This is a genomic window from Streptomyces sp. NPDC001927 (genome assembly GCF_053594455.1).
Map to the genome: position 1 here is coordinate 15651 of NZ_JBSFEN010000016.1, position 20891 is coordinate 36541.

16 protein-coding genes are annotated in these 20891 nt (G+C 74.1%); 10 read left to right on the plus strand and 6 right to left on the minus strand.

The features are described from left to right. Window positions 1–18 precede the first annotated feature (18 nt). Together ACWCO8_RS34755 and ACWCO8_RS34760 are read left to right on the plus strand one after the other, a co-directional pair. Window positions 19–948 carry a sortase domain-containing protein gene (locus ACWCO8_RS34755; RefSeq protein WP_451035546.1) on the plus strand — a complete coding sequence of 310 codons (930 nt, stop codon included), beginning with the start codon at window positions 19–21 and terminating at the stop codon, window positions 946–948. Window positions 949–956: 8 nt separating this feature from the next. Then, window positions 957–1733, plus strand: a complete 777-nt coding sequence (locus tag ACWCO8_RS34760; protein ID WP_451035547.1) for a phosphate ABC transporter ATP-binding protein — start codon at window positions 957–959, stop codon at window positions 1731–1733. A gap of 110 nt (window positions 1734–1843) precedes the next feature. Here ACWCO8_RS34760 and ACWCO8_RS34765 read toward each other — a convergent pair whose 3' ends face one another. Next, complete coding sequence (locus ACWCO8_RS34765; protein ID WP_362015100.1) at window positions 1844–2260, minus strand: organic hydroperoxide resistance protein; 417 nt, start codon at window positions 2258–2260, stop codon at window positions 1844–1846. A gap of 116 nt (window positions 2261–2376) precedes the next feature. Between ACWCO8_RS34765 and ACWCO8_RS34770 the strand changes: the two genes are divergently transcribed. Both ACWCO8_RS34770 and ACWCO8_RS34775 read left to right on the plus strand, forming a co-directional pair. Further along, window positions 2377–2868, plus strand: a complete 492-nt coding sequence (locus tag ACWCO8_RS34770; RefSeq protein WP_451035548.1) for a MarR family winged helix-turn-helix transcriptional regulator — start codon at window positions 2377–2379, stop codon at window positions 2866–2868. Window positions 2869–2986: 118 nt separating this feature from the next. Next, entirely contained in the window at window positions 2987–3835 is an 849-nt protein-coding gene (locus tag ACWCO8_RS34775; protein WP_451035549.1) for an aldo/keto reductase, read from the plus strand. Window positions 3836–3877: 42 nt separating this feature from the next. Here ACWCO8_RS34775 and ACWCO8_RS34780 read toward each other — a convergent pair whose 3' ends face one another. From ACWCO8_RS34780 to ACWCO8_RS34790, 3 genes are read right to left on the minus strand one after another with little or no spacing between them, the layout of a single operon-like run. After that, entirely contained in the window at window positions 3878–5371 is a 1494-nt protein-coding gene (locus tag ACWCO8_RS34780) for an MFS transporter (protein ID WP_451035550.1), read from the minus strand. Next, on the minus strand, window positions 5368–5979 hold the full coding sequence (locus ACWCO8_RS34785) for an NAD(P)H oxidoreductase (RefSeq protein WP_451035551.1): 612 nt from the start codon (window positions 5977–5979) through the stop codon (window positions 5368–5370). Before ACWCO8_RS34785 ends, ACWCO8_RS34780 begins: the two co-directional genes overlap by 4 nt. Window positions 5980–6006: 27 nt before the next feature. After that, complete coding sequence (locus tag ACWCO8_RS34790) at window positions 6007–6780, minus strand: SDR family oxidoreductase (protein ID WP_451035552.1); 774 nt, start codon at window positions 6778–6780, stop codon at window positions 6007–6009. Between the two features lie 127 nt (window positions 6781–6907). On the opposite strand from ACWCO8_RS34790, the gene ACWCO8_RS34795 reads away from it, so the two are divergent. The 6 genes from ACWCO8_RS34795 to ACWCO8_RS34820 all read left to right on the plus strand — a co-directional run bounded on the left by ACWCO8_RS34795 (window position 6908) and on the right by ACWCO8_RS34820 (window position 18005). Beyond that, window positions 6908–10168: an AfsR/SARP family transcriptional regulator gene (locus ACWCO8_RS34795; protein WP_451035553.1), complete on the plus strand. Its 3261-nt coding sequence runs from the start codon at window positions 6908–6910 to the stop codon at window positions 10166–10168. Window positions 10169–10289: 121 nt separating this feature from the next. Continuing rightward, window positions 10290–11168: an intradiol ring-cleavage dioxygenase gene (locus ACWCO8_RS34800; RefSeq protein WP_451035554.1), complete on the plus strand. Its 879-nt coding sequence runs from the start codon at window positions 10290–10292 to the stop codon at window positions 11166–11168. A gap of 84 nt (window positions 11169–11252) precedes the next feature. After that, window positions 11253–11696, plus strand: a complete 444-nt coding sequence (locus ACWCO8_RS34805) for an N-acetyltransferase family protein (RefSeq protein WP_451035555.1) — start codon at window positions 11253–11255, stop codon at window positions 11694–11696. Further along, complete coding sequence (locus tag ACWCO8_RS34810) at window positions 11693–12991, plus strand: MFS transporter (RefSeq protein WP_451035556.1); 1299 nt, start codon at window positions 11693–11695, stop codon at window positions 12989–12991. Before ACWCO8_RS34805 ends, ACWCO8_RS34810 begins: the two co-directional genes overlap by 4 nt. Before the next feature lie 124 nt (window positions 12992–13115). Beyond that, the gene (locus ACWCO8_RS34815; RefSeq protein WP_451035557.1) at window positions 13116–16784 is read left to right on the plus strand and encodes a S8 family serine peptidase; all 3669 of its coding nucleotides are present in this window, start codon (window positions 13116–13118) and stop codon (window positions 16782–16784) included. 177 nt (window positions 16785–16961) lie between these two features. After that, window positions 16962–18005: an esterase-like activity of phytase family protein gene (locus tag ACWCO8_RS34820; RefSeq protein WP_451035558.1), complete on the plus strand. Its 1044-nt coding sequence runs from the start codon at window positions 16962–16964 to the stop codon at window positions 18003–18005. 21 nt (window positions 18006–18026) lie between these two features. Here the strand turns inward: ACWCO8_RS34820 and ACWCO8_RS34825 are convergent, their stop codons facing one another. Together ACWCO8_RS34825 and ACWCO8_RS34830 are read right to left on the minus strand one after the other, a co-directional pair. Next, window positions 18027–19382 (minus strand): carboxyl transferase domain-containing protein, encoded by a 1356-nt coding sequence (locus ACWCO8_RS34825; protein WP_451035559.1) that lies wholly within the window; start codon window positions 19380–19382, stop codon window positions 18027–18029. Next, window positions 19375–20841: an acyl-CoA synthetase gene (locus tag ACWCO8_RS34830; RefSeq protein ID WP_451035560.1), complete on the minus strand. Its 1467-nt coding sequence runs from the start codon at window positions 20839–20841 to the stop codon at window positions 19375–19377. Before ACWCO8_RS34830 ends, ACWCO8_RS34825 begins: the two co-directional genes overlap by 8 nt. Window positions 20842–20891 lie beyond the last annotated feature (50 nt).

Sequence of the window (20891 nt, forward strand, 5' to 3'; positions counted from 1 at the left end):
ACGTACGGAGCACACGCCATGACAGCCACCTCCACCGTGGTGGACGTGCGTCCCGCCCCCGCCGGGCCGGAGAAGCCGAGTGCTTACCCGGCCCGGGCCGGGGCCGGGCACGCACCCCGCACCAGCCCGCTGTGGGCCGTCGGCGGCGCCCTGGCCATCCTCGGCGCGCTGCTCCTCGGCTTCGTCGCCGAGGTCGGCCCGCTCGGCCACCTCCGGCACGAGCGGGACCGCCGCGTCGGCTACGCCGAGGTCCGCGGCTCGCTCGCCAACGCCACCACGCCCATCGGCGCGACCACCGAACCCGGCACGCCCATGGCCCTGCTGACGATCCCGCAGCTCGGCCTGAAGGAGGTCGTCCGCGAGGGCACCTCGTCCGAGGTGCTTGCCTCCGGCCCCGGGCACCGGCGCGACACCGTGCTGCCCGGGCAGGCCGGCAACAGCATCCTCATGGGCCGCAAGGCGGGGTACGGGGGTCCGTTCCGGTACCTCGCCGGGCTCCAGCCGGGCGAGACCTTCAAGGTCACCACCGGTCAGGGCGACCACACCTACCGGGTGAGCGGTGTCCGGCGCGAGGGCGACCCGCAGCCGCCCGCCCTGCAGCCCGGGACGGGCCGGCTCACGCTGATGACCGCCACCGGCGACGCGTACCGGCCGACCGGGGTCGTCCAGGTCGACGCCGACCTGATCTCGGCGCCCCAGCCGGGCGTGGCCCCCGCCTTCCGCTTCGGCCGGGTCCCCGCCGACGAACTCCCGCTCGCCGGGCAGCCCTCGTCGTGGCTCCCGCTCATCCTCTGGTCGCAGGCCCTCCTGCTCGCCGCCGCCGCCCTGGTCTGGGCGCGCTCCCGGGTGCCCCGCGCGCACGTCTGGCTGGTCGGCTTCCCGGTCCTGGTCGCCCTCGCCCTCGCGGCGGGCGACCAGGCGGCGCTCCTCCTTCCCAACCTCCTGTAAGGACAGTCGTGGCCTCCCACCTGGACGCACGTTCCATCTCCGCCTGGTTCGGTACCCACAAGGTCCTCAACCGCGTCTCCCTGACCATGCCCGCGGGCCGGGTCACCGCGCTCATCGGCCCCTCGGGCTGCGGCAAGTCGACGTTCCTGCGCATCCTGAACCGGATGCACGAGCTGATCCCCGGCGCCGAACTGGCCGGCGAGGTGCTCCTGGACGGCGACGACATCTACGCCCGCGGCCGCCGGCTCACCGAGGCCAGGCACCGGATCGGCATGGTCTTCCAGAAGCCGAACCCGTTCCCCGCGATGTCGGTGTACGACAACGTCACCGCCGGTCTGAAGCTGACCGGCACCCGGATCGCGGCGGCCGACCGGGACGGCCTGGTCGAGGAGTGCCTGACCAAGGCAGGGCTGTGGAAGGAGGTCCGCGACCGGCTGCGGCAGCCCGGTGGCGCGCTCTCCGGCGGCCAGCAGCAGCGCCTGTGCATCGCCCGCTCGCTCGCGGTCCGGCCGCGCATCCTGCTGATGGACGAGCCGTGCTCGGCGCTCGACCCGACCTCGACGCGCCGCGTCGAGGAGACCATCCGCGACCTCGCGGACGAGGTCACGATCGTCATCGTGACGCACAACATGCAGCAGGCGGCCCGCGTCTCCGACCAGTGCGCCTTCTTCCTGGCCGAGCAGGCCACCCCCGGCATGATCGTCGAGCACGGACCGACGGAGGCCATGTTCGGCAGCCCCCGCGACCCGCGCACGGCGGACTACGTGGAGGGCCGCTTCGGCTGACCGAGCACCGGCCGACCGGATCACCGGCCGGATCAGGGAAAACGGCCGAGGGCCCGTACGCGTCGGGGGACGCGTACGGGCCCTCGGCCGTACGGGGGGAGCGGTCGTGACTACTCGACGACGAGCTCGACCTGGATGTTGCCGCGGGTGGCCTTGGAGTACGGGCAGAACGCGTGGGTCTTCTCCAGGAGCGCGTGGCCCGGCTCGCCCTGCAGGTGGTCGGGGAACTCGGCGCGCATGACGACCGCGAGGCCGAAGCCGCCGTCCGACTCGTCCTTGCCGATGGAGACCTCGGCGGTGATCGAGGCGTCCGCGATGTCGATCTTCTCCTGGCGGGCCACGAGGGCCATCGCGCTGGCGAAGCAGGCCGCGTACCCGGCGGCGAAGAGCTGCTCGGGGTTGGTGCCCTGACCGTTGCCGCCGAGCGCCTGGGGGTGGGCGAGGGGGAGGTCGATGTGGCCGTCGGAGCTGACGGCGCGGCCTTCGCGGCCGTTGGCGGTGGCGACGGCGGTGTAGATCGCGTTCATGGGGGTCCTCGTTTTCCGTTCCGGGGTCTCGGTCGGCGTCTGGGGTAAACCGTAGCGTGCAATTCAGTTGTGCACAACTCAATGGCTCGCGATGTGCGGTCCCGTACCCTGGAGCCATGGCGACGCTCGACACCACCCCCGACACGGGCCACGAGGACTTCCTGCGGCTCGACCACCAGATCTGCTTCTCGCTGCACGCCGCGACCCGCGCCTTCAACGGCGTCTACCGCGCCGCGCTCAGGGAGCTCGGGCTCACCTACCCCCAGTACCTGGTCATGCTGGTGCTCTGGGAGCACGACGAGCTGCCGGTCAAGCGCATCGGCGAGCACCTGCGCCTCGACTCCGGGACGCTGTCGCCGCTGCTCAAGCGGCTGGAGGCGGCCGGCTACGTCGAGCGCAGGCGCAGCCCGGAGGACGAGCGCTCGGTGACCGCCCGCCCCACGGAGGCCGGGACCGCGCTGCGGGAGAAGGCCCTCGACGTGCCGAAGCGGATCGCCGCCGCGACCGGCCTCGACCTGGCGGAGATCGGCGCCCTGCGCACCCAGCTCAACGCCCTCGCCGCCCGCCTGGACGCCGCCGACCCGGAGGCCCTGGGCGGGCCGGCGTAGCGCGGAGGGCGGTGGCCGCCGGGGTGCGGGGGCGGTGGGGGTGCGGGAACGTGGCTGGGGAGCCCGACCGCCCGGACCACGCACGGGCCACCGCCCGTACCACCGAAACGGAAGCCCGATGGAGTACGTCACCCTGAACAACGGCGTCCGGATGCCGATCCTCGGCTTCGGCGTCTACCAGATCCCGCCCGAGCAGACCGAGCGGGCCGTGACCGACGCCCTCGCCGTCGGCTACCGGCTGCTCGACACCGCCGCCGCCTACGGCAACGAGGAGGCCGTCGGCCGCGCCATCCGCGCCAGCGGCATCCCGCGCGAGGAGCTGTTCGTCACCACCAAGCTCTGGATCCAGGACGCGCCCGCGCAGGAGAACGCCGAGCGCGCCTTCGAGGCCTCCCTGTCCCGGCTCGGCCTCGACCAGGTCGACCTCTACCTGATGCACCAGCCCTACGGCGACGTGTACGGCCAGTGGCGGGCCATGGAGAAGGCGAACCGCGAGGACCGGGCCCGGGCGATCGGCGTGGCCAACTTCTACCCCGACCGGCTCCTCGACCTCCTCCTCAACAACGAGATCACCCCCGCCGTCAACCAGATCGAGACCCACCCCTTCTTCCAGCGCGCCGCCGACCAGGCGCTCATGCGCGAGCACGGCGTCCAGATCCAGTCCTGGGGCGGGTTCGCCGAGGGCCGGAACGACCTGTTCAGCCACCCCCTGCTCAGCCGGATCGGCGCCGAGCACGGCAAGTCCGTGGCCCAGGTGGTCCTCCGCTGGCTGATCCAGCGCGGGGTCGTCACGATCCCCAAGTCGGTCCGCGCCGAGCGCATGGCGGAGAACTTCGCCGTCTTCGACTTCGAACTCGCCGACGACCAGATGGCGGCCCTCGCCGGCCTCGACACCGGCCACTCCCTCTTCTTCGACCACCGCGACCCGGCCGCCGTGGCCCGCCTCGGCACGGTCCGGGTGGACTGAGCGGAGGCGGGCCACGGCGGCCGGGTCGTGTGTGCGGGGCTTCTACTCGCCCGAGCTGATCCGCGGCACACCCCGCAGCAGGGCCAGCACCAGCACCGCCGTCAGCAGGGCGAACCCCGCGCTCAGTGCCGACGCCGACTGGAGGGCCGTCGTGAACGACTCCCTGGCCGTCGCCAGAAGCCCCTCGTCGCCGAGCGCCCCCGCCGCGCCCAGCGACTCGCGCGCCGCCGCCGGGGCGTCCGACGGGATGCCCGAGCGGTAGACCGCGACCGCCACGCTGCCGGTCACCGCGATCCCCAGGGCCAGACCCAGGTCGTACGCCGTCTGGCCGGTCGCCGCCGCCGCGCCCGCCTTCTCCGGCGGGGCCGCGCCCACCGCCAGGGTGGTGCCGAGGACGCTGATCGGGGCCGCCCCGAACATGATCACCGCGAGCCCCAGGGCGGCCACGGTCACCCCGGTGCCCAGGGCCACGGCCGCGTACCCGGTCAGGGAGACCAGCACCCCGCCGACCAGCACGTACGCCGGACGGAAGCGGCGGGCGAGCGGCGGAGTCAGCTGGGAGCCGGCGATCAGGCCCGCCGCGCCCGGCAGCAGCCACAGCCCGGCCGCCAGCGGCGAGAGCCCCGCGACCGCCTGGAGGTACTGCGGAACCAGGTACTCCACCCCGTTGAGCGCGGTCATCCCGAGCAGCAGCGTGAGCAGCGCCCCGGTGAACGCCCGGCTGCGGAAGAGCCGGAGGTCGAGCAGCGGGGTGGCGAGCCGGTTCTGCCGGCGGACGAAGAGGAACGTGAAGGCGGCACCGGCGGCGAAGGCCGCGCCCGCCTCGGCCGTCGGGCCGTGCGCGGCCAGCGACTTCACCCCGTACACCAGCGGCAGCACCGCGAGCAGGAAGAGCGCGACGCTCGCCAGGTCGAGCCGGCCGGGGCGCGGGTCGCGGTACTCGGGGAGCAGTACCGGCGCCGTGACCAGGGCGATCAGCATGACCGGGAGCCCGATCAGGAACACCGACCCCCACCACCAGGACGCGAGGAGCACCCCGCCGACGATCGGGCCGATCGCCAGGCCGACGGAGAGCGCGGTCACCCACATCGCGATCGCCGTGGCCCGCTGCCGGGCGTCCGCGAACATGTGGCTGATGAGCGCGAGCGTCGAGGGCAGCACGGCCGCCCCCGCCACACCGAGGAGAGCGCGGGCCGCGATCAGGGTCCCCGCGTTCGGGGCGTACGCGGCGAGCAGCGAGGCGAGCAGGAACCCCGCCGAGCCCGCCATCAGCAGCCGCCGTCTGCCGAGCCGGTCGCCGAGCGTGCCCATGATGACGAGGGTGGCGGCGGTGAGGAAGCCGTAGATGTCGGTGATCCACAGCAACTGGGCGCTGCTGGGCCGCAGATCGGCCGCCAGGTACGGGGTGGCGAGCCACAGCACCCCGAGGTCGGCCGTCATCAGGGTGACGGGGAGAAGGAGAACGGCGAGCCCGAGCCACTGGCGGGCACCGGCCTTGGCGGGCGCCGCCCCTTCGACGATCGTGTGCGTGCTCATCGCGCCAGTCCTCCGTCCAGGGCCGCGCCGGCCTCGGCGAGCAGCTCGCGCACCCGCTCCGGGCGCAACTCCTTCGGTACGCCGGACAGTTCGGTGCCGTACACGATCCGGACCGACGTGTCCCTGATCCCGCAGTACTCGGAGACCCCGACGCGCAGTTGGGTGTCCAGGACGGTGTCGAGGCCCAGCTTCTCGATCTCCTCCCGCGGGTTGCCCATCAGCGCCAGCCACACCATCCGCTTCTCCGCCAGGCGCGGCTTGCTGCGGCCATAGGCGAAGCCGTAGTTCCACACCCGGTCGATCCAGCCCTTCAGGACGGCGGGCGGCGCCATCCACCAGACGGGGAAGACGACGACGAGGTCGTCGGCGGCCAGGATGCGGTCCATGTGGGCGTGGACCTCCGGGGTGTACGTCTTCTCCCGGTCCTCCCAGTCCGGTTCGTCGGCCGGGCGCAGCACCGGGTCGAACTCCTCGGCGTACAGGTCGAGTACGTCGACGGTGGAGCCCGCGCCCGTCAGCCGGTCGTGGACGAGCGCGGCGAACTGGGCGGTGAGCGAGTCGGGGCGGGGGTGGGCGTGGACGAGGAGGGTGTGACGGGCGCGGGACATGACGGCTCCTTGGTGGGGTGGGGTGGGTCAGAGGCCGAGGCCGGAGCCGCCGCTCGCGTCGATGTTCTGGCCGGTCACCCAGCGGGCGTCGTCGGAGGCGAGGAACCCGACGACATCGGCCACGTCACCCGGCTGCCCGACCCGGCCGAAGACCGAGAACCCGGCGGCGTGCGCCTTGGCGGCGGGGTCGGCCATCCAGGGGTGGATGTCGGTCTCGATCGTGCCGGGGGAGACCGCGTTGACGGTGATGCCGCGGGAGCCGAGGGTCTGGGCGAGGGTCAGGGTCAGCACCTCGACGGCGCCCTTGGAGGCGGCGTACGAGGTCATGCCGGGGAAGGCGACCTTGGTGACGCCGGAGGAGATGTTGATGATCCGGCCGCCGTCGCGGAGCCGGCCGAGGCCGTGCTTGACGATGAAGAAGGGCGCCTTGGCGTTGACCGCGAACACCCGGTCGTAGTCGGCCTCCTCGACCTCGTCGATGGTGCCGGGGCCGGCGATCCCGGCGTTGTTGACCAGGATGTCGACGCCGTCGGCGTGCGCGTCGAAGGCCGTCCAGAGGGCCTCGGCGTCGCCGGGGACGCCGAGTTCGGTGCGCAGGGCGAAGGCGGAGCCGCCGGCCCCCTCGATCGCGGCGACGGTCTCCTTCGCGGCGGCCTCGTTGCTCGCGTAGTGGACCCCGACGCGGGCACCGTCGGCGGCGAGCCGGAGCGCGATCGCCCGCCCGATGCCCCGGCTGCCGCCGGTGACGAGGGCGGTCCTGCCGGTGAGGGAGGTGCGGGAGGTGGTGGAGGTGGTGGACATGGGGTGCTCCTCGGGAGTGGGTGTCGGTCGGTGACGGGGACGACTCTGCGGGGCGGCGGTTCGGGTTCGGCTCGGGTCCGGTTCGGACGCTGTTCGGGCCAGGTCAGGGGGCGGTTACGGTGGCCGTATGCGATTCGGGGTGCTGGGGGAGACGGCCGTGCGGACCGAGGACGGGCGGGTCGTCCGGGTTCCGGAGCTGAAGGTGCGGGCGCTGCTGGCCTCGTTGCTCGTCGACCCGGGGCGGCCCGTGGCCACGCACCGGCTCGTGGACGACCTGTGGGGCGAGGAGCCGCCCGGCAACCCGGTGCGCGCGCTCCAGGCCAAGGTCTCCCAGCTCCGCCGCGTCCTGGAGGAGGCCGAGCCCGGCGGCCGCGAGCTCGTCGTCTCCCGCGCGCCGGGCTATCAACTGGTGCTGCCCGAGGGTGCGTTGGACGCGGACCTGTTCGGCGCCCTGGCCGCACGCGCGCGTGCCGAGGCCGAGCCCGCGCGGCGGGCCGCGCTCTTCGCCGAGGCGCTGGAGCTGTGGCGCGGACCCGCGTTCGCGGACTTCGCGGACGAACCCTTCGCCCGGGCCGCCGTGACCCGGCTGGAGGAGGAGCGGCTCGTCGTACGCGAGGAGGCGGCGGAGGCCCGCCTGGAGGCCGGTGAACACGCGCTGCTTGTCGGCGAGTTGGCCGAACTGGTCGCGCTGCATCCGCTACGGGAACGGCTCCGCGCCGCCCACCTGCGCGCCCTCTACCGCTCGGGCCGGCAGGGCGAGGCCCTGGCGGGCTACGAGTCCCTCCGCACCCGCCTCGCCGAGGACCTGGGCCTGGACCCGAGCCCCGAACTGGCCGCCCTCCAGCGGGCGATGCTCCAGCAGGCCCCGGAGCTGGAGGCGCCGAGGTCGGGCGCCGCGACCGTGCCCGCGCCCGGCGCCGTGCCGGGGGACCGCTCCGAGGCCCGCCCCGGGCCCCCGGTCGCGCCGCCCGAAGCGCGCGGGAACCTGCCCGTGCCGCTCATCGGCCTCGTAGGTCGGGAGGCGGCCGTCGGTGAGGTCGACGAGCTGCTCGGCGCGCGGCGGCTCGTCACGCTCACCGGGCCCGGTGGGGTCGGGAAGACCCGGCTCGCGGTGGCGGCGGCGCGGCAGGCGCGCGGGCGCTTCCCCGACGGCGCCTGGCTCGTCGAACTCGCCGGTACCCGCGGCGAGCTGGCCGAAGTCGTGGCCGCGGCCCTCGAACTGCGCGACGACGGCTGGGGGCCCAAGCCCGAAGGCCCGAGCGGTGGCGCCCCGCGCCTCGCGGGCGTCCTGCGCGGCAAGCGGCTCCTGCTCGTCCTCGACAACTGCGAGCACGTGATCGACGAGGCCGCCGAGCTGACCGAACTGCTGCTGCGCACCGCGCCCGGGCTCGTCGTCCTGACGACCAGCCAGGAACCCCTGGCCCTCGCGGGCGAGACCCTCTGGGCGGTCCCGCCGCTCACCCCCGACAGCGCCGTCGAGCTGTTCACCGCCCGCGCGCTGGCCACCGCCCCCGGCCTCGTCCTCGACGCCGACGGCCGGGCCGCCGTGGAGGCCGTCTGCCGCCGCCTCGACGGCATCCCGCTCGCCCTGGAACTCGCGGCCACCCGGGTCCGCGCCCTCGGCGTCCACCGGCTGCTCGAACGGCTCGACGACCGGTTCCGGCTGCTCAGCGCCGGGCAGCGGGGCGCGCCCGCCCGCCAGCAGACCCTGCGCGCGGTCATCGACTGGAGCTGGGAGCTGCTGCCCGAGCCCGAACGGACCGTCCTGCGGCGGCTCGCCGTCCACGCCGAGGGCTGCACCCTGGACGCGGCCGAGGAGGTCTGCCGGGGCGAGGAGATCGAGGCCGAGGACGTCCTCGACCTGCTCGCACGGCTCGTCGACCGCTCCCTCGTCGTCGCCGTCGACGGCAAGGACGGCCCGCGCTACCGGCTCCTCGAATCCGTGGCGGCGTACTGCCTGGAGCGGATGGCGGAGGCCGGTGAGACCGACGCCGTACGGGAACGGCACCTCGCCCACTACACGCGCCTCGCCCGCACCGCCGAACCCGAACTGCGCGGGCACGGGCAGCGGGAGTGGCTCGCGCGCCTCGACGCCGAGAGCGCCAACCTGCGCGCCGCCCTGGACAGGGCGGTCGAGCGGGGCGCGGCGGGGGAGGCGCTCTCCCTCGTGGACGCGCTGGCCTGGTACTGGGTCCTGCGCGGGCGACTCGGCGAGGCGATCCGCTCGGCGACGGCCGCCCTGGGGACGGCCGGAGGCGACGCGCTGCTCCGGGCCCGGGTCGAGGTCTGGCGGACCGGCCTCACGGTCATGGGCGGCAACGGCACGGACCGCAGGCGCCGGATCGAGACCGCGCTCACGGAGTACGACGCCGTGACGGGCCCCGGAGCCCCCGCCCCGTGGCCGCGCTGGTTCCTGGCCCACGCGCTGTGCGGGACCGGCGACCAGGGCGCGGGCGAGGCGCTCACCGCGGAGGCGCTCGACGGCTTCCGCGCCACCGGCGACCGTTGGGGCGAGGCCGCCGCGCAGGCGGACCGGTCCGTGCAGCGGCTCCTCAGGGGCGACCTGGCCGGCGCGGAGGTGGACGCGGCCTCGGCGGCCGAGCTGTTCGGGCGGCTCGGCGACGCGTGCGGAGGGCTCTGGTCCGTCTACCCGCTGGCCACGGTCGCCGAGGTGCGCGGCGCGTACGAGCAGGCCGCGCGGCTCAAGCGGGCCGGCCTGGAGACCGCCAGGAGCTTCGGGATCACGACCGAGGTGCCCGACCTGCTGTCGGGGCTCGGCCGGACCGCGCTGCTCACGGGGGACCTTGCGCAGGCCCGCGCGTACCACCGGGAGGGGCGGGAGAAGGCGATCGAGGTCGGCTTCCGCGCGGGCGAGATCAACGCGGTCCTCGGCCTCGGACTCGGCGCGCGCCGCGAGGGCCTGCTCGCGGAGGCCGAGGTCCACCTGCGGGAGGTCCTCGACTGGCACCGGCTCGTCGGGCTGGACGGCGCCAACGCGCTGATCCTCGCGGAGCTCGGCTTCGTGGCGGAGCTGCGGGGCGACGGCGCGGGGGCGCTCGCGCTCCACGAGGAGGGGTACGCGACGGCCGTGACGACCGGGGATCCGCGGGCGGTGGCGCTGGCGTTGGAGGGCCTCGCGGGCGCGGTGGCCCTGGCCGGGCGGGGCGAGGGGGCGGGCCTCCTCCTCGGCGCGGCGGGCGCGCTGCGGGCGTCCACGGGGGCGCCGTTGCCGGCGGCGGAGCGGGCGGACGTGGACCGGGTGAGCGCGGTGGCCCTGGGGGCCGTTGGGCGGGAGGCCTTCGAGGTGGCCCTCGCCCGGGGTGCCGGTCTCGCCCCGGAGGCGGCCGTGCGCGAGGCGCGCGGGGCCTTGGGGGAGCCGGCCTTGTAGGCCCCCATTTCGGCGGCCGAAGGTGCAGGCCGGGTTCACGAACGTGCACGTCATCGGCGTGAACCGGCCTCTCCCGGCCCGTTCCCCGGGTTCTCCCCGGATCCCGACCTAGCCTGCCGCCATGACAGAACCCAAGCCCAAGATGAGCCGTCGTTCGCTCCTCGTCCTCGGTGGCGCGGGGGTCACCGCCGTCGGGTTGAGCGGTGCCTACTTGGCCGCCGCCACCACGGAAGGGACCTCCGCCGCCCCCGCCTCACCGTCCGGTTCGCCCTCCGCGCCGAACGTCATGCCGCTGCGCAAGGAGGCCACCGAGGGTCCGTACTACCTCGACTACGACAAGCACCGCGTCGACATCACCGAAGGCAGGCGCGGCAGCCCGCTGGAGGTGCGCATCCGGGTCCTGAACGTCAAGGACGGCAAGCCGGTGCGCGAGGCCGCCGTCGACATCTGGCAGTGCGACGCGCTCGGCATCTACTCCGGGTACGAGGAGACCTCGGAGGCGATGAACAACGGTGAGATCGAGTTCGAGGGCCCGATCCCGAAGCTGCCCCCGGACAGCAGGACCACGTTCCTGCGCGGGTTCCAGATGACCGACCGCGACGGCTGGGTGCGGTTCCGGACCGTCTTCCCCGGCTGGTACACCGGCCGGACCGTGCACATCCACGTCAAGGTGCACACCAAGGGCGTCTTCCTGAACCAGGCGTACGCCGACGGCGTCACCGTCCACACCGGGCAGATCTACTTCCCCGAGGACCTCACCGCCGCGGTCGCCCAGGTACGGCCGTACACGCAGAACGACCTGCCGCGCACCACCAACGCCAAGGACCCGTTCTACTCCGGTGACACGCCCGCCGACGGCCTGCTCGCGGTGGAGTGGAACCGCGCCGACGCGACCGAGCCGATCCGGGGCTCCATCACCATGGCCGTCGACCTGGACGCCATCAACCCGGGCCGGGCGGGCAACCCGCCGCCTCCCCCGAACCGGCCCTTCGGCGAGTGACCCCGGGGGCGGGGGCAGGGACGCAGAAGGGCCACCATGCGGACTGTAAGGGCCTGATCCCACCCCCGCCCCTATACTCGCTCCATGTCCCTCACCATCCGGCGGGCCACCGCCGACGACGCGCGTCGTCTCACCCAGCTCGTGCGGAAGTCCGCCGCCTACCGCGGCGACTACGCCGGCATGGTCGACGGCTACACCGTCGGAGGGACCTACATCGAGCACCACCCGGTCTTCGTCGCCGTCGACGCGCAGGACAGGGTCCTCGGGTTCTACGCCCTCCTCCTGGACGAGGCCGAGCTCGACCTCGCCTTCGTCGCCGACGCGGCGCAGGGGCAGGGCGTCGGGCGGCTGCTCATGGACCACATGCGGGAGCAGGCCAGGGCCGCCGGGCTCGGGTCCATACGGGTCGTCGCGCATCCGCCCGCCGAGGAGTTCTACCTCCGTACCGGCGCCCGCCGCACCGGCACCGTCGAGCCCGCCGGGCGGATCCACTGGGCCCGCCCCGAGCTCCGGTACGACGTCGCGTGAGCGCCACCGAGAAGGCCCCGGAGGACCAGGAGCCCCAGGAGACCGAGCAGAAGGCCGAACAGGCCGACCGCCGCCGGGTCTTCGCCGACCTCACCCCGCTCCGTACCTCCGCGCACTACCGCCGCCTCTGGTTCGGCAACACCGTCTCCTGGGTCGGCCAGGGCATGACCGCGCTCGCGGTCTCGCTCCAGGTGTACGAGATCACCCGCTCGCCGTTCTCCGTCGGCCTCGTCGGGCTCTTCTCGCTCGTGCCGCTGGTCGTCTTCGGTCTGTACGGCGGCGCGATCGCCGACACCGTCGACCGCCGCAAGCTCGGCCTCGCCAGCGCCACCGGCTCCGCCGTGCTCTCCGCCGCCCTCGCCACGGCCGCCTTCGCCGGCTTCCACCACGTCTGGTTCCTGTACGCGATCGTGGCCCTGCAGTCGGTCTGCGCGGCGCTCAACTCGCCCGCCAGGACCTCGATGATCCCGCGCCTGCTCCCCGCCGAGCAGCTGCGCGCCGCCAACGCGCTCAACTCGATGACGATGACCTTCGGCACGCTCGTCGGGCCGAGCCTCGGCGGTCTCCTCGTCTGCGTCGGCGGCTTCCAGACCGCGTACCTCATCGACGCCATCGCCTTCTCCGCCGCGCTCTACGCGATGTGGCGGCTGCCGTCCATGCTCCCCGAGCGGACCGGCACCAAGCGTGCCTCCGTCCTCGACGGGCTGCGCTTCCTCGCCACCCGGCCCAATCTGCGCATGACGTTCTTCTCCGACTTCTGCGCGATGATCCTCGCCCACCCCCGCGCCCTGTTCCCCGTCGTCGCCGTCCTCTGGTACGACGGCGACGCCTCCACCACCGGCCTTCTCGCCGCCGCGCCCGCCGCCGGGGCGCTCCTCGGCGGGGTCCTCAGCGGCTGGCAGGGGCGCATCCGGCACCACGGGCAGGCGATCCTGCTCGCCGTCGCCTGCTGGGGCACCGCCATCGCCGTCTTCGGGCTCACCCGGAACCTCTGGCTCGGGCTGCTCCTGCTGGCGCTCGCCGGGTACTCCGACACCGTCTCCATGATCTTCCGCAACACGATGATGCAGGTCGCGGCCCCGGACGAGATGCGCGGCCGGCTCCAGGGCGTCTTCATCGTGGTCGTCGCGGGCGGGCCCCGGCTCGGCGACTTCCTCGCCGGTTCGGTCGCCGATCTGACCTCCCCGGCCGTCGCCATCACCGGGGGCGGTATCGCCTGTGTGGTCGCGATCGGGGTGCTTGCCCTGTACGGGCGCGGTTTCCGCCGATACGACGCCCTCAATCCGACTGCCTGAAGTGGCGGTTGGCCGCCACGGCACATAGCCGCCAGTCCACGCCGTGTTCAACGGCCGTCCACCGGAACAGACTCCTCGCGGCACCCGGAGCCACCCCTTCCCCCGGGTGCCGAGGAGTGCGTCGATGATCAGACCTTCCGCAGGAGGAAGGGCCGGGCTGCTCGCCGCCGGCATCTCCCTGGTGCTGCTCACCGCGGGGCAGACCGCCGCCGCCGGAGGAGCCGGTGCCCCCGCCGTACCCGACACGTTCAAGAACGCCGCCGCGCAGAGCGCCACCGTCACGCTCGTCACCGGCGACCGGGTCACCGTCACCGAACTCGGCGGCGGGAAGAAGACCGTCACCGTCGACCGGGCGGCCGGCGCCACCGGAGCCGTACGCAGCGAGATAACCGACGGCCGCGTCACCGTCGTCCCCGACGAGGCCCGCCCCTACCTGGACTCGGGCGCCCTGGACGAGCGGCTCTTCGACGTCAGCGGCCTCATCGAGCAGGGCATCACCGACGAACTGCCGCTGATCGTCACCCACGGCAAGGGCGCCCGCGCCGCCGCGCCGCGCGGCACCGAGACCGTCCGCGCGCTGCCCAGCATCGGCGGCGCGGCGGTGGAGGCGACCGACCCGGCCGCGTTCTGGCGCTCCTTCACCTCGCCCGCGACCCGCTCGGCGGGCGGCAAGGTGTGGCTGGACGGCCGGGTCGAGGCCGCCATGGCCGAGTCCAACGCGCAGATCGGCACCCCGAAGGCATGGGAGGCCGGGCTCACCGGCAAGGGCGTGAAGGTCGCCGTCCTCGACACCGGCGCCGACCTCGGCCACCCCGACCTCAAGGACCGGGTGGGCGAGTCGAAGTCGTTCATCGCGGGCGAGGAGGTCGCCGACCGCAACGGCCACGGCACGCACGTCGCCTCCACCGTCGGCGGCAGCGGCGCCGGTTCCGAGGGCAACGCCGAGAAGGGCGTCGCGCCCGGCGCGACCCTCGCCGTCGGCAAGGTCCTCAGCGACGAGGGCTTCGGCAGCGACTCCGAGATCATCGCCGGCATGGAGTGGGCCGCCAAGGACATCGACGCCAAGATCGTCTCGATGAGCCTCGGTTCGCGCGAGCCCAGCGACGGCACCGACCCGATGGCCCTGGCCGTCAACACCCTCTCGGCCGAGACCGGCGCGCTCTTCGTCATCGCCGCGGGCAACAGCGGCGCCCCCGGCTCCATCGGCTCGCCCGGCGCCGCGGACTCGGCGCTGACCATCGGCGCCGTCGACTCCGCCGACCAGCCCGCGTACTTCACCAGCCAGGGACCGCGCTTCGGCGACCAGGCCCTCAAGCCGGACCTGTCCGCGCCCGGCGTCTCCATCCTCGCCGCCCGCTCCCAACTGGTCTCCGGCACGGGCCTGTACACCTCGATGAGCGGTACGTCGATGGCGACCCCGCATGTCGCCGGTGTCGCCGCGCTCCTCGCCGAGCAGCACCCCGACTGGACCGGCGCGCAGCTCAAGAACGCCCTGATGTCCTCGTCGAAGACGCTCACCGACTCCGCGTACGCGCTCGGCGCCGGACGGGTCGACGTGGCCGCCGCGATCACCGCGAACGTCACCGCCACCGGCTCCGCCGACCTGGGCTTCTTCTCCTGGCCGTACGAGGCGAACAAGCCGGTCACCAAGACGGTCACGTACACCAACCACTCCGACGCGGCCGTCGAGTTGAACCTGGCCGTCGAGGGCATGCCCACGGGCGTCGCGACCCTCGCCGACACCACGCTCACCGTTCCCGCCCACGGCACCGCGCAGACCACGGTCACCGGCGACGGCGCCAAGGCCCCGGTCGGCAACGCCTCCGGCCGGGTCGTCGCCTCCGCCGCCGGCGTCCCCGTCGCGCACACCGCGCTCGGCCTGGTGAAGGAGGAGGAGCGCTACAACCTCACCGTCCACGTCAAGGACCGTGACGGCGCCCCGACCTCGGCCAACCTGGGCGTCAAGCGGCTCGCCCCCGGCCACGACCCGTTCCCGGCGGCCGTCGGCGAGTCCGGCACGCTCGAACTGCGCCTGAAGCCGGGCACGTACACCGTCTCCTCCTTCCTCGACGTCCGCGGCTCCAAGGGCAAGGACTCGCTCGGCCTCGGCTTCCTCACCGACCCCGAGATCGTCCTCGACCGCGACCGCGAGATCACTCTCGACGGACGGCAGCTCAAGGAGATCCGCGCCGAGGTCGAGCAGCGGACCGAGACCCGTCAGCTCCTGATGGAGTTCGACCGGGACGCGAACGGGGCCTCCTACGGCGGCGCCGTCCAGCTCCCGGTGAAGTACGACTCGATCTTCGCCGCGCCCACCCGCAAGCCCGCCACCGGCACCTTCGAGTACCGGACCGTCTGGCGCCTGGGCAAGCCGCTCCTGGAGGCGAGCGCGGGCGGCGACCGGCTCTCCGGCGCCACCGTCCAGCCCGGCACGACCATGCTGGAGGGCACCAAGCGCCTCGGGCTCGTCGACGTCGGCACCGGCACGGCCGCCGAGTACGCCGGCAAGGACGTGAAGGGCAAGGCCGTCCTGGTCCGCGCCGGAGCGCTGACTCCCGTCGAGATCGCGCAGATCGCCCAGGACGCGGGCGTCGCCCTCCTCTTCGTCACGGACAACGCCCCCGGCCGCCTCAACACCTGGTTCGGCACGGCCGAGTTCGAGACCCGGCCGCTGGCCGTCGCGACCGTCAACGCGGCCGACGGGGCCCGGCTCGCGGAGACCGCCGCGCGGAAGAGGACGGTCGACCTGACCGGCACGCGCTTCACGCCGTACGTCTACGACCTCTCCGAGGGGCACCCCGGCGCGATCCCGTCCGACCTGGTCTTCCGGCCCGACGAGGACGAACTCGCCACCGTACGTTCCACGTTCCACATGCCCACGGGCCGCAAGGAGCTCGGCGGCGAGTTCCGCTACTCGATCACCGACACGTTCCCGATCGGCTTCGGCTTCAAGGAGCACATCGCCTTCCCGGCCGAGCGGACCGAGTACGTCTCCACCGGGCGCGGCCAGGGCTGGCACGAGTCGGTCGACCTGGAGGACTCGCTCGAACAGCGCGGCGGGATCCTCGCGTACCGGGGCGACAGCACCACGCACCGCGAGTGGTTCAAGCCGGTCTGGCACCCCTGGCTCGGCACCGGGCTCGGCTGGGGCCAGCAGCGGGTCGGCAACAACCTGCAGTTCAACACCCCCGGCTGGGGCGACTCGGGCCCCGACCACACCGGCTTCGGCAACGTGTGGAGCGACGACTCGATGACCCAGTTCACCGAGGTGTACGTCAACGGGACCCGGGTCGACCGCAGGATGAGCTCCGGCGCCTACGCCTGGGACTCCCCGGCGGAGGAGGCGACCTACAAGGTCGTCACCGACACCACGCTCGACCCGGCGCGCTGGCGGCTCTCGACCAAGGGCCACGCCGAGTGGACCTTCCGCTCCAAGGAGACCCCCACCGACCGTGAGACCTTCCTCCCGCTGATCAACCTCGGCTTCGACGTCGACACCGACCTCAAGGGCGATGTCAGGGGCGGCGGCCGGGTGGACGTCGGGATCTCGGCGGAGTACGTCGTCGGCGCGACCGGCACCGGCCGGATCGGCGGCGGCACGCTGGACGTCTCGTACGACGACGGCAAGACCTGGCAGAAGGTCACGCTCAAGAAGTCCTGGCACGGCACGGCCTGGACGGGCGAGCTGCGGGTGCCGCGCGGCGCCGCGTACGTCTCGCTCCGGGCGGGCGCGTCAGACGACCGGGGCGGCGCGGTGAAGCAGGAGATCATCCGCGCGCTCGGCGTGAAGTAGCCGAGAAGCAGCCATGAAGTAGTCCCTCCGTCCGGAATGCGGGACATGGTGCCCGGCACGGCTTCCCTGCCGTGCCGGGCACTCGTCATTCGACGTTGCCGCCTCCTTCACATCTCTTTCGTTTCGCCATATGACTATTAGTCATTCGTCTCTGATGGTTCGAACGAGGGGGAGATCGTGCGCAGTTGGACCGTGCTGGGAGTGGCCGTCGCCGTGACGCTGGGCCTGGCCACGCCGGTCGGGGCGGCCACCGAGGACCGGTCGTGCGGGCCGAACGTCTCGGTCGCCGGGTACTCGGACGCCCTGAACAAGACCACGGTCGACGGCCGCAACGTCGGCGGGCTCTCCGCGCTCGCCGTCACCGGGAACGGGCAGGCCGTCGCCGTCTCCGACCGCTCCTCGCTGTTCCGGCTCGACCTGACCGGACGGCAGCCCGCCGCCACCGGCGTCGTCCCGCTCGCGGGCCCGACCGGCGCCCCACTCGACTCCGAGGGGATCGTCGCCGAGAAGCACGGCACCTACCTCGTCACCGACGAGACCGAGCCCGCCGTCCGCCGCCACGGGCCGCGCGGCGAGATCCTCGGCTCCCTGCCCGTCCCCGACGCGCTCAAGGTCGCCCCCGCCGGACGCGCCCGGCAGAACCAGACCTTCGAGTCGCTCACCGTCCAGCCCGGTGGGCGGACGCTCGTCGCCGGCATGGAGGGCCCGATCGCCGGCGACGGCACGGACTCCGCCGGACGGACCCTCCAGCGGCTCCAGACCTGGCAGCGCGGCCGGCACGGCGCGTACGCCCTCGGCGCGCAGTACGGCTACCCCGTCGACCCCGGTCACGGCCTGGTCGAACTCGCCCCCGTCGGCGACGGCCGGCTCCTGGTCCTGGAACGCGGCTTCACCCCGCAGTTCCGCATCACGGTCCGGCTGTACGTCACCGATCCGCGCGGCGCCCGCGACGTCTCCGGGGTCACGAACCTGACGGCGGGCGACGGCATCCTCCGCAAGACGCTCCTCGCCGACCTCGACACCTGCCCGACGCTCGGCGCGCCCTCGAACCTGCCGCAGAACCACCCCCTGATCGACAACATCGAGGGGATGGCCGTGCAGCGGTACGAGGGCGGCGGACGGCTCCGGCTGCTGCTGGTCAGCGACGACAACGACCTCGCGCAGCAGATCACCCGGCTCTACTCGCTGCGCGTCACGGTCCCGCGCGCGACACGTCGGTAGAGCCGGTAGGGCAGCCTGTTCTTACTTCTCCACGATCCCGCGCACCACGCCGAGCTCCACCAGGTCCTGCGGCCGCAGCCGGAGTTGGTCGGCGGTGAGCGGGGCCTGGTCGGGGGAGCGCTTGAGGATGGCCGAGGCGAGTTCGGGCGCGATGACGGAGAAGTAACCGTCGGGCGTGGTCCAGGTGTTGCCGCGCGCGGCCAGCGCCAGGGCTCCGCCCGAACCGCCCTCGCCGACGAGGAGCGAGGTCACCGGGACCCGTGCCTCGGCGACGGCGGTGAACGCCTCCGCGATCGCCGGGCCCGCCCCGGCCCGCTCCGCCTCCGCGTCGTTGGCGGCGCCCGGGGTGTCGATCAGGGTGAGGACCGGGATCCCGAGCCGGTCCGCGAGCCGGATCAGCCGGGCGGCCGTCCGGAAACCGGCCGGGCGGGTCGCGGTCCCGCCCTGCGCCGCGTAGGCGACCGTCCGGCCCTCGTGCAGGCCGAAACCGCACTCCACACCGGCGTCCACGCCACCGGCCCGGTCGCCCCACACGGCCTCCCGGACGCTGAAGTAGGCGTCCAGATAGGCCCCGGCGCGGGGCCGCCCGGCGGCCCTGGCCCGGACGACGGCCTCCCACCCGGTGCCGGGCGGGGCGGCCTCGGTGAGGGCGCGGGGCGGGGGAGCGGCCACGGGCGGCCGCTCGCCGGTGCCCGTCAGGAGCCGCAGCCACCGGCCGAGCGTCGCCCGCAGGGCCGCCGGGTCGACGAGCGCGTCCACGTGCCCGTGCGCGTACTGCCCCTCCGCCGTGTACGCGGCCGGGTCGGCGTCCGGCGGCCGGACCCGGGAGCCCGCGAAGGCCACCTGGGCCGAGCGGAGGGCGAGGACCACGTCCGCGCCCGCGCCGACCGTCGCCCAGCCGCCGCCGGTCGACGGGTCGCGCAGGACCGTGACATGGGGGACGCCCGCGCCCCGGAGCCGTACCGTCGCCTCGGCCACCCGCTGGAGCTGAGTCAGGGCGATCATGCCCTCCTGCATCCGGCTGCCGCCCGTCGCCACGAGCGACACCAGCGGGACCCGGTCGGCGACGGCGGTGTCGTACGCGGCGACGAGCCGGTCACCGGCCGCCCGCCCGAGCGAGCCGCCGAGGAAGCCGAACTCGAAGGCGACCAGGACCACCGGCCGCCCGCCGACCGTCGCCCTGCCGTACAGGACGGACTCCTCCTCGCCGGTCCTCGACGCCGCACGCGCGCGTGCCGCGTCGTACCCGGCCCAGCCGATCGGCCCGTCCGGGCGCGCCGGCCCGTCCGCCGGCCCTTCCGGTGCCGGGGCGGGCAGCGGCGCGAAGTCGTCCGTCACCAGCGCGACGACCTCGCGGGCCGTGGGCCGCTCAGTCACGGCCGGACTCCGCGAGGGCGGCCGGCAGCGCCTTCTTCAGGAGCTTGCCCATGTCGTTGCGGGGCAGCGCGCCGAGGAAGTGCACGGTGCGGGGGCGCTTGTGCGGGGCGAGGAGACCGGCGACATGGTCCGCGAGCTCCTCGGCCGTCGGCGGCTTCTCCGCGTCCGCGGCCACCACCCAGGCCACGATCCGCTCCCCGAGATCGGCGTCCGGCTCCCCGGTCACGGCCGCCTCCCGCACCGCCGGGTGGTCCAGGAGGGCGTTCTCTATCTCGCCCGCGCCGATCTTGTACCCGCCGCTCTTGATCAGGTCCGTCGCCTTGCGGCCCACGATCCGTACGTACCCGTCGGGTTCACGGACCGCCATGTCCCCGGTGCGGAACCACTCCCCGTCGAAGGCGGCGGCGGTCGCGTCCGGCCGGTTCAGATACGCGCTGAACAGGTTCGGGCCCTTCACCTGGATCTCGCCGACGCTCTCCCCGTCGTACGCCGCGATCTCCGTGCCGTCCTCCTCCACGAGCCGCAGCCCCACGCCCCGCAGCGGCAGCCCCACGGACCCGGGGCGCGGCGGGGTGCCCACGGGGACGGCCGTGTTCATCAGCGTCTCGGTCATGCCGTACCGCTCGACCACCGTCCGGCCCGTCGCCGCCGAGATCCGCTCGTGGTCGTGGACCGGCAGCGCCGCCGAGCCCGAGACCAGCAGCCGCGCCTCCGACAGCGCCCGGACCAGCGCCGGATCGCCGTCGAGGGCGTCCGCGAGCCGGTGGTACATCGTCGGTACGCCGAACAGCATCGTGCCGCCGCCCGCGCCCAGCTCCCGGGCCACGCCCTCGACGGAGAACGTCCCGAGGTGGCGCACCGAACCGCCGCGCCGCAGCGGGCCGAGGACGCCCAGTATCAGTCCGTGCACGTGGAAGAGCGGCAGCGCGTGCACGAGCACGTCGTCCGCCGTCCAGGCCCAGGCCTCCTCGAGGGCGTCCAGCGAGGCGGCGATCGCCCGGTGGGAGAGGACGACACCCTTGGGCGGCCCCGTGGTGCCGGAGGTGTAGACGATCAGGGCGGGGGACTCCTCGGGCAGGTCGGGTTCCCCGACCGCCGGTCCCTGCCCGCGTACGTCGACGTCGATCCGGGGCAGCTCCGCGAGCCCCGCCGGGAGCACGTCGCCCGCGCCCGCGAGGACGAGCCCCGGGGTGCTGTCGCCGAGGATGTGCGCCAACTCCCGCTCGCCCGTGCGCGGGTTGAGCGGGATCGCCGGTACGCCGGCCAGCAGCGCGGCCACCACGGCGACCGCCGTCGGTGCGGTCGGCGTCGCCCAGACGGCGACCCGCCCCGCGCCCTCGATCCGCGCCGCCAAGGCACTTGCCGCGCGGTCCAGTTCCTCGTACGTGAGCGAATCGGCGCCGAAGCGCAGTGCGGGCCGGTCCGAACGGGCCCTCAGGGCCGGGAACAGCGCGGTCACGGGTCGTCCTCCTCGCGTAGCGGGATGCCGAGAGGCATTCTGCCCGCGTC

Bases quoted from the DNA above. Each gene is read 5' to 3' on its own strand.
- ACWCO8_RS34755 (WP_451035546.1), top strand. From the start codon at position 19: ATGACAGCCACCTCCACCGTGGTGGACGTGCGTCCCGCCCCCGCCGGG.
- ACWCO8_RS34765 (WP_362015100.1), bottom strand. From the start codon at position 2,260: ATGAACGCGATCTACACCGCCGTCGCCACCGCCAACGGCCGCGAAGGC.
- ACWCO8_RS34770 (WP_451035548.1), top strand. From the start codon at position 2,377: ATGGCGACGCTCGACACCACCCCCGACACGGGCCACGAGGACTTCCTG.
- ACWCO8_RS34775 (WP_451035549.1), top strand. From the start codon at position 2,987: ATGGAGTACGTCACCCTGAACAACGGCGTCCGGATGCCGATCCTCGGC.
- ACWCO8_RS34780 (WP_451035550.1), bottom strand. From the start codon at position 5,371: ATGAGCACGCACACGATCGTCGAAGGGGCGGCGCCCGCCAAGGCCGGT.
- ACWCO8_RS34785 (WP_451035551.1), bottom strand. From the start codon at position 5,979: ATGTCCCGCGCCCGTCACACCCTCCTCGTCCACGCCCACCCCCGCCCC.
- ACWCO8_RS34790 (WP_451035552.1), bottom strand. From the start codon at position 6,780: ATGTCCACCACCTCCACCACCTCCCGCACCTCCCTCACCGGCAGGACC.
- ACWCO8_RS34795 (WP_451035553.1), top strand. From the start codon at position 6,908: ATGCGATTCGGGGTGCTGGGGGAGACGGCCGTGCGGACCGAGGACGGG.
- ACWCO8_RS34800 (WP_451035554.1), top strand. From the start codon at position 10,290: ATGACAGAACCCAAGCCCAAGATGAGCCGTCGTTCGCTCCTCGTCCTC.
- ACWCO8_RS34805 (WP_451035555.1), top strand. From the start codon at position 11,253: ATGTCCCTCACCATCCGGCGGGCCACCGCCGACGACGCGCGTCGTCTC.
- ACWCO8_RS34815 (WP_451035557.1), top strand. From the start codon at position 13,116: ATGATCAGACCTTCCGCAGGAGGAAGGGCCGGGCTGCTCGCCGCCGGC.